Raw genomic sequence first — 11387 nt, 5'->3', positions numbered from 1 at the left:
TTCGGGGCGTGGGGGGGGGGGGGGGCCCCCCCCCCCCCCCGCACGACGGCGCACCGGGTCGAAGCGGTCACGTCCGATGACTACCAGGAGCGGGGGGTTCGGACGTGGCACCCAGCGGGCAAGGTGGGAGCCGAGAGCTGTTCCGGCGCCCCAAGTCCTGAATTCGGTGAGCCACTTGACCACAGATCGCGGAAGCCGTGCCGGAGCGCAGTCGGGTTCGGGGTCGGTCCACTTCATGGCGAGTGCGCACGACGTCGGTTCGCCGTTCGAGTCGACGCGGCTCGACGTGTCGCTGCTGATCGAGTCGGAGGTGATCCACCGAGGGGTGAGGTCGCTGCTCGACCACGTCACCAGGGTGCGGACCGTGTCGACGTGGCCGCCGCACGACCTGGTCGCGCACGGCGACGGGCATCGCGTCGTCGTCGTGGGGTTCGACGAGTGGCGCCAACTGGCCGGTCTCGGGCCGGTACCGGCCGGGGAGCGGCCCTGGGTCCTCCTGCTGGTCGACGACGCGCACATCGGCGAGGTGTCGCTGCGGGACGAGTTGCCCTGCGACGGCGTCATGGTCTTGACCGGCCTCAACACCGCCGTGCTGGACGGCATCCTGGGCCGGGTGGTCGCCGGGGAGATGCCGATGCCCGCCGTCCTGGCCAGGGACCTGCTCTCGGAGCGCCGTTCCAGGCAGCACCCCGTCGGTCACCACGTCGTGCTGACGGCCAGGGAACAGGAAGCGCTGGACCTGCTGGCCAGGGGTTTCAGCAACAAGCAGATCGCGGCGGCACTCGGGATCTCCTCGCACGGCGTCAAACGGCTGGTGGCCGCGTTGTTCCTGAAGCTGGGTGCTCCCAACCGCACGACGGCCGTGGTCATCGCGATGAACGAGGGTCTGGTGTGATCGCCGCCGACCGGGAGTTCCCGTCGCCGCCCACCACTCGGGCGAACACCTCGCCCAACTGCCCGCGGGAGTGGATCCCGAACTTGCGGTAGATCTGCTTGAGGTGATCGGCCACGGTGTGCTCGCTGATGGCCAGCCGCGCGGCTATCCGCGCTCGGGTGAGGCCTTCGACGGCCAGGTGGGCCACCCGCTCCTGTTGCGCGGTCAGATCGCCTCCCCCTTCGGGACGCGCCCCGGCGGCGTTGAACTCGGCACGGGCGCGCTCGGCGAACGCGTCGGCGTTCAGGGCGACGAACGTCTCGTGGGCCAGCCCGAGTTGGTGGGCCGCCTCGGTGCGCCGCTTCCTGCGCCGGAGCCATTCGCCGTACAGGAGCCGGGTCCTGCCCGTGTCCAGTGCGGCGGCGGTCGGCTCCAGCAACCGGATCGAGGTCCGGAAGTGCCGTTCGGCGTGGGAGTCCGGCGCGCTGAGGGCCTGGGCACGCGCGTGCAGCCCCCGCCCCCACGCGGAGCCGCTCGCCCGCACCCGGACCGCCAACCGATCACGAGCCGCCGCAGCGACATCGTTGTCCCCCACCCTGATCGCGGCCTCGACGAGATCCGCGAGCACCTGCCCGCCGAGGCCGGGCGCGTCCCGCTCGTACACGACCCGCGACCACACCAGCGCTTCGTCGTACTCCCCGCGGGACAGGGCGATCCTGACCAGCAGGAGGTGGCACAGGGAAACCAGGAAACCGTACCCGGCCCGCCTGGCCAGCACGATGACCTCCACCACCTTGGCGCGGGCGTCCCCCGTTCCCCGCGCGGCACCGGCCGCCGCCTCGACCGCGACCTGGACCAGCCGCCGACCACCGGTGTGGGGCACGGTCACGTCACCGGGATCCCACCGCGCCGCATGGCCTCGCGCGAGGGCGAAGGGCGTGACGCGCAGGATCCGGACGTCGAGGTCGCGGGCCCCCGCTTCGACGGTCCGGTCGAACAGCCGCGCGCCACGCTCGACGTCCCACAGTTCGAGCAGCGCCAGAGCCACCATGGACTGCCACCGATGGCAGTGCCACCCGGCCGGATCGGCACCGTCCACAGTGTCCAGTGACGTGGCCGCGCGCCGCATCAGCGCGACCGCTTCCCCGTACCCGGCGGTGATCCGCGTGGCCAGCCCTGCCGTCAGGACGTCCACCGGTGTCCGCCGCCCCGTGCCGGTGGGGACCGCGTCCAGCACGTGCCGCGCGAACCGGGTGAGCGTCGTGCGCGGCATCCGGTCGTGCGCGAGGAGCGCGCCGTCGAGCGCTTCGAACCAGGTGTCGCCCGCCGCGCGGGCGTCGAGAAACGCCACGTCCTCAAGGACATCGCCCAGCACCAGCAGGGTGTCCTCGTCGTCGCCCGCCCTGGCGTGCAGTACCGCGCGAATCCGGGAGACCTCGGGACGGAGGTCGGGGTCGAGCGGTGTCAGCAGCGCCTCGTCCAGCAGAGCCCCGGTCGACCCGTAGTCCTTCGCCAGCAACGACATGCGGGCGGCGGAGACCAGCCGGTGCGCGCGACGGTTCTCGTCACCCAGTTCCGCCGACCTCCGGAAGCAGGTCTCCGCGCGCCGGTGCGCGCCAGCGGCCTCCGCTCGCCGTGCCGCGGCTTCGAGGTCACGGGCGATCGTCTCCTCGTGGCCGTGCGCGGTCAGCGCGACGTGCCACGCCCGTCGATCGGGATCGTCGAGGACGAGTCCCAACGCCACGTGAACGCCGTGGCGGAGGATCGGGGTAGCTCGCGTCACGAGCGCCTGGGCCAGCAGCGGCCGCCGGAACACCGCGTGCGGTTCGAACGACACCAGGTCGGCCACCTCGTCGGGGTGGACCTCGGTCCCCAGCACCAGGGCGGCCTCGTGGAACTCGGCCATCGTGGCGGACGGTTCCACCGCGGCGAGCAGCAACAGCAGATCGGCGGCGGCGGAACGTGTTCCGGCACCGCGCAGCAGTTCGGTTTCCAGCCGCTCCGGCAGGCTGAACCGCTCGGTGGACCCGGCGGGGTGGTGGCCCAGGACGAAGTGCTGCAACGCCAACGGGTTTCCACCGGCGAGCCCGACGAACCGCCTCGCGGAGAACTGGTCGACGCCCTCGGACAGCGATGCCAGCAGCGCCATGGACTCGTCCTGGTCGAGAGGGGGGAGTCGCACCTCGGGTGACCTCCTCAGCCAGCCGCCCGGTTCGGGCTGGTCGCGGGTGCAGAACAGGAAACTCCGACCGGATCGCTCGACGGCGCTCAGCACCTCACCCGTGGCCCGATCGATCCACTGCGCGTCGTCGACCAGGTAGAGCACCGGTTCGCCGTCGCCCGCCAGGTCGAGCAACGCCGTGGTGGCCTGGACGACGGCCGCGACCGGTGCCGTTCCAGGACGTTCGCCGAACACGGTGTCGAGCGCGTCCCGATGGCGGAGGGGCAGGTTCGGTGCGCTCTCGTGCCACGGCCGCAGCAGGCGGTCGAGCGCCGCGTACGGGAGCGGTTCCTCCGCCTCGACACCGGGCACGCGGACCACTCGCACGCCCGTGATCGATTCGACGACCCGCTCCACGAGGAACGTCTTCCCGCTCCCGCACTCGCCCCGCAGGACCAGCGCGCCTCCCTGACCGCCGCGCAGTCGTTCCACGAGATCCAGCACCGCGCGGTGCTCGACACCGCGCCCCACGAGCGCGGACTGCCCGCTGCGACAAGCTCCCACTGGCACTCATGCTCCTGGTTCGACCGCGAACGACGACAGCACGGACAACTCGCGCCGGGAGTCGACGCCCAGCTTCCGGTAGACCTTCTTCAGGTGGTAGGCGATCGTGTTGGCGCTGACGAACAACGCCGTCGCGATGGCCTCGTTCGTCATGCCCCTCGCCGCCAACTCGGCGATCGCCTTCTCCTGGCTGGTCAACCCCGTTGACGGCGGAGCGCCGAACTCCTCCATCCGTGCTCCCGCCGCCTTCGACTCCGCCGCACACCGTTGTGCGGGCTGGAGACAGCCCATCGAGGTGAACATCCGGTGGGCGACGCGCAGGTGGGCGATGGCGTCGTCGCCGTACCCGTCGCGGCGCAGCCGCTCACCCCAGGCCAGGTGAGTGCGCGCGTGCTCCAGCGGCAGGGTGTCGGGGTCGAGCCGGTCGGCGGCCGTCGCGAACAGCGCTCCGGCCTCGGCTCCGGGAGCCATCAGCGCTCGACACCGGTCGAGCACGCCACGTCCCCAGGAGGAGTCCACGGCCTCGACGCGGTGGTCGAGACGCCGGAGCCCGGCGGCGGCGAGTTCGCGGTCGCCGACGCGGACCGCCGCCTCGACGAGGTACGGCAGGACGACGTTCCCCACTCCAGGCGGGTCCAGTGCGTAGACCTCCCCGGCGTGACGGAGCGCCCTGCGGTACCGGCCCTGTGCCACGTCGGCCATCACCAGCGCCAGCGAGCACGTCGCCGTGCCCAAGCCGTACCCCGCCGCCGTGAAGGCCGTCCTCATCAGGGATGCCTTCGCGCGCACGTGCCGGGTCTCGCCGCGCAGGGCGTCCGGCACCAGGCGTGCCAGCCCGGATCGGGTCGCGGGAACGCCCAGCCTGGTCTCCACGTCCGCCGCTTCGCGGCCGTGCTCCTCGGCGACGTGGAATCGGCCTGCCAACGCCTCCTGGTGGGCCAGGGCGACCAGGCTCCCGTGCAGACCAGTCAGCGCACCGTCCCGTCGACAGGCCGCGGCCATGCGCTGGAGCGCACGCCTGCCGACCGCGAGGTCCCACATCTCCAAGCTCATCAGGTTGGTCAGGAAGGGTTCGCGCCCGATCTGCGACGTCCCGTCGCCCGCTCCTCGCAGCAGCGCTCGGCGCAGGGGGTCGACGGCGTCGAGTCGTCCTCGCGACAGGCGCGTGACGAGCGCTCGCATCACCTGCTCGTCTGCCCCTTCCTCGTGGCCGGCATGGCTCAGCATCGGCTGTGCGGCCGCTGCCAACCGGTCCAGCACGGGATCACCCGGACTGCGACCGGCGAGGACGGCCGCGTTGATCGCCTGGATCCAGAACCCGCGGGCCCGGTGTTCATCGCGCACCCGCCACTCCTCGACGGCGGCACCGAGCAGGGTCGCGGCTTGCGGCGCCCGCGCGGACCAAGTGAGCGCCGCGCCGCGGACGCGGTCCGCGTCCTGCCTGGAGCACGCGGACGTGTGCGGCCCACTCGCCCGGTCGAGCAGCGCGATGCCGAGTTCGTCGTCACCGGACAGTTGGGCGGCCTGCGCGGCGGCCACCAGTCGCCGCTCCCGCGACCGGACGTCGGGGCTCAACTCGGCCGCTCGCGCCAGGAACGTCGACTCCGCCACGTGGCCGCCGCGCGCCCTCGCTCCCGCGGCGGCGGCGACCAGTTCGGCCGCGACGCGCTCGTCCGGCCCCTCCAGGGCGGCAGCCCGGTGCCACACCCGCCGCTCCGGACCGGCGGCCGCGTCGATGACCTCGCCGAGTGCCCGGTGCGCCAGCCTCCGCTCCTGGTCGGACGCGGAGTGGTAGGCGATCGACCGGGCGAAGGGGTGGGGGAACAGCACCTTGCCCGCCGGGTCGAAGAACCGGGACACCTCCGCGTCCACCCCCGCCGGGTCGACACCGAGGTGCCGAACGGCGCGCACGACCAGGCCGACGTCCCCGGCGGGCTCGGCACTGGCGACCAGCAGGCACCACCGCGCCGCCGGGCTGAAGCCGTCGCTTCCGCGCAGGTGTTCGGCCCGTGCCCCCGCGGTGATCCGCAGCGGGTCGGGGAGGCGCGAGCCGTCGGTGCTCCGCCACTCCGCCAACGCCCGGCCGTACTCGACGATCGCGCGCGGGTTCCCCTCCGCCGCGTGGAGCACGCGTGCCGTGGCGAAGGGATCGACGTCCTCCGCGACCGACGTCAGCAGGCGCGCGCACTCCTCGTCGTCCAGCGGGCCGAGGCGGAGGGTGCGCAGGCCGTCGAACCAGTCGGGCGGCGCGTCGACCGGGCGGGCACCGAACACCAGCGCGACCCCCTCCGCTCGCAGCCTGCGGGCTGCGAAGGTCAATGATCGCAGCGAATCCGGGTCGAGCAGGTGCGCGTCGTCGACGACGCAGAGCAGCGGACGTCCGCAGGCGACGCGCCGCAGGACCGCCAGCGTGGCGAGGCCGAGCAGGAACGGGTCGGGGACCTCGTCCCCGCGCGGGCCGAGCGCGAGTCCCATGGCTCGCGACTGCGGCTCGGGCAACTCGCCGAGGACGTGCGAGAAGGACGTGAACAGACCGCGCAACCCCGAGCAGGACGAGCCGTCGAAGTCGTCTCGATCGACGCGGACCTTCGTGACGTCCGCGAACCCGTCGGCCACGCGGTCGATCAACGCGGTCTTGCCGATCCCGACGCACCCGAGAACGACGACCGCACCACCCCGCCCCGTTCGCGCGCCCTCGACCACCCGGGTGAGGAACTCCTCCTCGGTCGAACGGCCGAAGACGGGCGTTCGAGTCCTCTCCCCGCCAGCGCGCACAACGGGGTCGGGGGAGTACGGACCTGGCGGGGAGGCCGCGTTCACATCGATCAACGGTACTCCGCGAACCGCGTCCCCGGCGTCGTCCTGAACGGCGGCGGTGTCGGGTTTGGTTCATGCCATGAACAACCGCGCGGGTAGGCTGCCCGCATCCGACCGCGGCGAGGGAGACGGCAGGCGTGGCGCACCAGGACTACGGGGACAAGCTGGTCTGGCTCTCGACCCTGATCCAGCGCCGGTACGCGCAGATCTGCGCCGAGCACGACCTCACCCCCGCGCAGGCCACCCTGCTGTGCGCGGTCAAGGACGCGCCCGAGCAGATGGCCGGACTGGCCGCGTCGCTCGGCATGACCAGGAACGCGCTCAGCCAACTCGTCGACCGCACCGAACGACTCGGCCTGGTCCGGCGCGAGAGTCGCGAGCACGACCGGCGGATCACCGCGCTCGGGGTCACCCCCGCCGGGAAGGTCCTCGCCGAGGCCGTCTACGCGGAGGTCACCAAGCGGCTGCCCGCCATCGCGGAGGGGCTCGACCTCGACGACCGGCACCACCTGGAACGCATCGCCACGGCCATCGTGGACGCGGTGGTCAAGCCCGCCTGACCCGTTGCTGTTCCCCTGCTCCCCACCCGTCCGCCTTGCGGTAGTTCATGGCATGAACTACTTTGGTTCACGTCGTGAACTACCGCCGAGGTGATCGGCGGCCGAGGAGGAGGAACCCATGAGCACACCACCATCCGGCACGATCGCGGTCTTCGGCGGCACGGGAAAACAGGGCGGATCGGTCGTCGACGCACTCCTGACCCGCGGCACGCACGTCCGCGCCCTCGTCCGCGACACCGAATCCGACCGGGCACGAGCCCTCGCCGACCGCAGCGTCGAGCTGTCGCGAATCGCGATCGACGACGCCACGTCACTGTCCACCGCGCTCACGGGGGTCGACGCCTTCTTCTTCATGACCACCCCCGAGGGCCACTCCCTCGCCGACGTCGAACGCGAGACGCGGCAGGGCACCGCGCTCGTCGACGCCGCTGTCGACGCGGGCGTGCCGCACGTGGTGTTCAGCTCGGTCGGCGGCGCCGAACGCGACTCCGGCGTCCCGCACTTCGACTCCAAGTACCGGGTGGAGGAGCACCTCCAGCGGTCCGGCCTGCGCGCGACGGTGGTCCGCCCGGTCGCCTTCATGGACAACTTCGCGTTCATGGGACCGAGCGTCGAGAACGGCGAGGTCGTGCTGCGCATGCCGCTGCCCGACGACATCGGGCTGCAACTGGTCGCCGTGCGCGACATCGGCCTGATCAGCGCCGCGTTCCTGCTCGGGACCGCGGAAGCGCCTGGGGGCGCCATCGAGATCGCGGGCGACCACCTCACGGGCAGCCGGATCGCCGCCGCGTTCGGCGAGCACGCGGGTCTCCCTTCGCGTTACGAGGCCCTGCCGCTGCATGTGCTCGGGGACGACCCGGACGCTCAGGCGATGTTCCGCTGGTTCGCCGAAACGCCCGCCTACCAAGCCGATGTCGCCGCGGTGAAGGCGATCGAGCCGACCACGTGGGACCTGCCCACCTGGCTCCGTGAGAGCGGCTGGTCACTCCCGCGGAGCCAGGCCTGACGACCTCGGCACGCGGATCTGGGCGGTCGTCCCGGACAGTGCGAGGAATGCCGCCGCCGAGCGGGTGATCGTTTGGTATGAATCGGCTCATGCCGATACAGGTGTGGGTCTCGATCCTCTCGTTGGTGGGTGTGGCGCTCGGTGGCGGGTTGTCCTATCTGGTGCAGGCCAGCGTGCAGCGCCGCGCTGATCGCGTCGATCAGCGCCGTCAGGCCCATGAGCGCGCCGAGGCGCGTCGGGTGGAGCGGTTGGAGTTGTTGCGCGAGTTCATCCGAGTTGCCCAGCAGGCCGAGCGTGCTGCCGAGGACCGTGACGGCACGGCTGCGGGGAAGGCGTCCGCGTTGGACGTCCTCGACGGGTTGTGGGTGTGCGAGCGGATGATCCACGTCCTGTTCGCCCCACCCCTGCACGCCCTGGCCCGTGAGTACGTTCGTGCTCTCGACCACGTCGTCTGGCAGGAGCCGGAGGGCGTCTCGCTGTGGGACTACCTGCAAAAGCCCAAGGTCGCGTTCCTGGCGGCGGCCCGTGAGGAGTTGAGCGGGTGACTCGACGTCGCCGGGTGAACCCGTCGGCTCACCCCGCGGTGAAGGCGGGGTAGTCGGTGTAGCCCTTGGTGTGGCCGCCGTAGTAGGTGTCCTGGTCGTCGTCGGCCAGCGGGTGGCCCTGTGCGAAGCGCTCGACCAGGTCGGGGTTGGCGATGTAGGGGGCGCCGAAGGAGACCGCGTCGACGGTGCCGTGGTCGAGGATCTCGTTGCCCAGGGTCTGGGTGAAGCCGACGTTGGCGATGATGTTGCCCTGGTAGTGGGCGCGGTAGCGGGAGAAGAGGGTGACGCGCTCCTCGATGGTGCCGGGGGTGCCGACGAGGTGCAGGTAGGAAAGGTTGCTGTCGTTGAGCTTCTTGAGGAGCTGGTTGTAGTCGGCGAGCGTCTCCTCGTCCGCGGTGAACGCGGTTCCGCTGGTCCAGCTCGGGGACATCTTCACGCCGACGCGGTCGCTGCCCCACACGTCGCCGACGGCGTCGAGGACGTCGAGGAGGAACCGGGCCCGCTTCTCGCCGCTGCCCCCGTAGGCGTCGGTGCGCTGGTTGAGGCGGGGGTTGAGGAACTGCGGGATCAGGTGGGACACCTGGGCGTGGAGTTCCACGCCGTCGAACCCGGCGCGGCGGGCGTTCTCGGCCGCGCGGCGGTAGTCGGCGATGGTGTCGGCGATCTCGGCGGCGGTGTAGGCGCGCGGGGTGAGGGTGTCCTTCGGGCCGGAGGGGGTGAAGGACATCTCGCCGGGGTTGACGGCCGAGGGGCCCGCAGGCTGGCGGCCGTCGAGGTGGTCCGGGTGGGAGACCGCGCCGACGTGTCCGAACTGGGAGACGATCCGTCCGCCCGCCTCGTGGACGGCTTCGGTGACCTTCGCCCAGCCCGCGGTCTGCGCGTCGGTGTAGATGCCGGGGACGTTGGTGAAGCCGATCGCGTCGGGGCTGACCCAGGTCCCCTCGGTGACGATCAGGCCTGCGGTGGCGCGCTGGGCGTAGTAGGTCGCGTGCAGGTCGGTGGGCGCCAGGTCGGCGTTGTCGGCGCGGGCGCGGGTCATGGGGGCCATGACGACGCGGTTGGGGAGGTCGAGCGCGCCGAGGCGGAGGGGCTGGAGCAGGGGCTGGGTGGTCATGGTGACTTCCTTGTGAGGAGTGCGGTCAGTCCTGTTTGAGGGCGTGGAGGGCGGAGAGCGGGCCGCCGAGTTGCATGAGGCGTCCGCCCTCGCGCAAGGAGCCGAGGTCGACGGGGGCGAACCCGAAGGCGGCGGTGAGGTCCGCGACGGTCGTCTTGGCGTCGGCGTCGTCACCGGCGAGGAACAGCACCTGGCGTCCGGCCGGGTGGCGCGGGTCGGCGGCGATGTACTGGCCGTAGAGGGTGTTGAACGCCTTGACGACACGGGCTCCGGGCAGCAGCGAGGCGACGTGCTCGCTGCCGGTCAGCTCGCCGAGGTCGGCGATCTTCGGGTGCGGGGGCAGGGAGGCGAACTGGTTGGTGGCGTCGATGACGACGCGGCCGTCGAACGGCGGCAGGCCCGCTGTCGCGTCCGGGAGCTGGGTCCAGCCGACCGCGAGGAGCACGAGTTCCGCCGCGGCAGCCTCCTCCGGGGTGCCTGCCTGGGCGAGCGGTCCGAGTTCGTCGACGAGCCCGGCCAGTGAGGCGGGGCCGCGGCTGTTGCTCAGCACGACCTGGTGGCCGTGGGCCACGGAGTGGCGGGCGATGGCCTGGGCGACGGTTCCGGCGCCGAGGGTGCCGATCTTCATGGTGGTGTCCTTCGTGGGCGTCAGGACGCGGGGCTGGTGAGCAGGACGGTTCCGCTCTTGCCTGGGCGGCGGACGTGGTCGACGGCCTTCGCGAAGTCGGCGAGGTCGTAGTCGGCCGCGACCTCGAAGAGGTCCGGGGAGGTCACGGCCAGGGTGGTGGCGAAGGCGACGTCCTCGGCCCGTTCCTCTGGCGTGCGGGTCAACCAGTGGCCGATGGACACGCCCCGCACGGTCAGGGCCCGCGGTGTCAGCGCGAGCGACTCCAGCGGTGTGCTGCCGGAACCGAGCTGTCCGTAGGTGATCAGCGTGCCGCCGTCGTCGAGCAGCCCGGCGAGTTCGCCGGTCAGGGAGCCGCCCACCGCGTCCAGCACGACCTGGACGCCCCGGCCGCCGGTCGCGTCCCGGACCTGGGCGCGCCAGTCCGCGTCGGCCGTCGAGACGGTCGGCAGGCCGGGGAAGCGCTGCCGCAAGGTCTGCGCCCCCGCGGCACTGCGCACCAGGTTGACCAGCGGGATGTCGTGCCTGATCGCCGCGGCGGCGAGCAGCCTTCCCACCGACGAACCGGCGGCCGTCTGCACGACCGGACCTGGCTGGGCGTCCTCGACCGCCCGCAGCAGGGTGAGGAGGGTGAGCGGGTTGACCAGCATCAGGGCCGCTGTCTCGTCGCTGACGCCGTCGGGTACCGGGACCACGAGGTCGGCTGGTGCCGTGAGGAGTTCGCTCCACGCGCCAGGCACCGGGAAGAACGCGACCCGCTGACCGGGCCGCAGGTCCTGCACGCCCTCGCCCACGGTCTCGACGAGGCCCATTCCCTCCAGGCCGGGAACCCGTGGCGTGGCGTACCGCCCTTGCGGCGCACCGGGAAAGCCCTGAACTCCCGCCAGGTCGCCCTGGTGGACGGGCCGGGACAGCACCCGGACCCGCACCTGTCCGGCCGCGGGCGCGGCAGGGGGTGGCTGCTCGCTCAGGCGTAGCACCTGGGTGGCTTCTCCGTGCCGGTCGTAGGTGATGGCGCGCATGGGGCTCCCGTTCGCTGGGTTATTGATGACGAGCATCATTGAATGCCCTTGCTATGATGAGAGGCATCATCGAAAACGTCAAATCGAGGGCGACGCGAG

General features: G+C 72.0%; 9 protein-coding genes. 4 read left to right on the top strand and 5 right to left on the bottom strand.

Annotated elements, in window-relative coordinates:
* The first annotated feature begins 235 nt into the window (after positions 1-235).
* Positions 236-895, top strand: a complete 660-nt coding sequence (locus tag NZH93_RS26435) for a helix-turn-helix transcriptional regulator (RefSeq protein WP_259625900.1) — start codon at positions 236-238, stop codon at positions 893-895.
* On the opposite strand, the gene NZH93_RS50825 is transcribed toward NZH93_RS26435, so the two are convergent.
* Both NZH93_RS50825 and NZH93_RS26425 read right to left on the bottom strand, forming a co-directional pair.
* Positions 867-3605 (bottom strand): LuxR family transcriptional regulator, encoded by a 2739-nt coding sequence (locus NZH93_RS50825; protein WP_259625899.1) that lies wholly within the window; start codon positions 3603-3605, stop codon positions 867-869. The two genes, NZH93_RS26435 and NZH93_RS50825, sit on opposite strands and share 29 nt — an antisense overlap.
* Positions 3606-6419, bottom strand: a complete 2814-nt coding sequence (locus NZH93_RS26425) for a helix-turn-helix transcriptional regulator (RefSeq protein WP_259625963.1) — start codon at positions 6417-6419, stop codon at positions 3606-3608.
* A 134-nt stretch (positions 6420-6553) separates the two neighbouring features.
* Here NZH93_RS26425 and NZH93_RS26420 point away from each other — a divergent pair, with 134 nt between their 5' ends.
* From NZH93_RS26420 to NZH93_RS26410, 3 genes are all read left to right on the top strand, one after another.
* A complete protein-coding gene (locus tag NZH93_RS26420) occupies positions 6554-6976 on the top strand; it encodes a MarR family winged helix-turn-helix transcriptional regulator (protein ID WP_259625898.1) in 423 nt (140 codons plus the stop codon).
* A 118-nt stretch (positions 6977-7094) separates the two neighbouring features.
* Positions 7095-7982, top strand: a complete 888-nt coding sequence (locus NZH93_RS26415; protein ID WP_259625897.1) for an NmrA/HSCARG family protein — start codon at positions 7095-7097, stop codon at positions 7980-7982.
* An 89-nt stretch (positions 7983-8071) separates the two neighbouring features.
* A complete protein-coding gene (locus NZH93_RS26410; protein WP_259625896.1) occupies positions 8072-8527 on the top strand; it encodes a hypothetical protein in 456 nt (151 codons plus the stop codon).
* 28 nt (positions 8528-8555) lie between these two features.
* Here NZH93_RS26410 and NZH93_RS26405 read toward each other — a convergent pair whose 3' ends face one another.
* From NZH93_RS26405 to NZH93_RS26395, 3 genes are read right to left on the bottom strand one after another with little or no spacing between them, the layout of a single operon-like run.
* The gene (locus NZH93_RS26405) at positions 8556-9641 is read right to left on the bottom strand and encodes an alkene reductase (protein WP_259625895.1); all 1086 of its coding nucleotides are present in this window, start codon (positions 9639-9641) and stop codon (positions 8556-8558) included.
* A 25-nt stretch (positions 9642-9666) separates the two neighbouring features.
* Positions 9667-10269: an NADPH-dependent F420 reductase gene (locus NZH93_RS26400; RefSeq protein ID WP_259625894.1), complete on the bottom strand. Its 603-nt coding sequence runs from the start codon at positions 10267-10269 to the stop codon at positions 9667-9669.
* Positions 10270-10289: 20 nt separating this feature from the next.
* Positions 10290-11288: an alcohol dehydrogenase catalytic domain-containing protein gene (locus NZH93_RS26395; protein WP_259625893.1), complete on the bottom strand. Its 999-nt coding sequence runs from the start codon at positions 11286-11288 to the stop codon at positions 10290-10292.
* Between the last annotated feature and the right edge of the window lie 99 nt (positions 11289-11387).

It is taken from the genome of Umezawaea endophytica (assembly GCF_025061645.1).
Lineage (GTDB): Bacteria > Actinomycetota > Actinomycetes > Mycobacteriales > Pseudonocardiaceae > Umezawaea > Umezawaea endophytica.
This window is presented reverse-complemented; position numbering and strand designations above follow the sequence as displayed.

Bases quoted from the DNA above. Each gene is read 5' to 3' on its own strand.
- NZH93_RS26435 (WP_259625900.1), top strand. From the start codon at position 236: ATGGCGAGTGCGCACGACGTCGGTTCGCCGTTCGAGTCGACGCGGCTC.
- NZH93_RS26415 (WP_259625897.1), top strand. From the start codon at position 7,095: ATGAGCACACCACCATCCGGCACGATCGCGGTCTTCGGCGGCACGGGA.
- NZH93_RS26410 (WP_259625896.1), top strand. From the start codon at position 8,072: ATGCCGATACAGGTGTGGGTCTCGATCCTCTCGTTGGTGGGTGTGGCG.
- NZH93_RS26405 (WP_259625895.1), bottom strand. From the start codon at position 9,641: ATGACCACCCAGCCCCTGCTCCAGCCCCTCCGCCTCGGCGCGCTCGAC.
- NZH93_RS26400 (WP_259625894.1), bottom strand. From the start codon at position 10,269: ATGAAGATCGGCACCCTCGGCGCCGGAACCGTCGCCCAGGCCATCGCC.
- NZH93_RS26395 (WP_259625893.1), bottom strand. From the start codon at position 11,288: ATGCGCGCCATCACCTACGACCGGCACGGAGAAGCCACCCAGGTGCTA.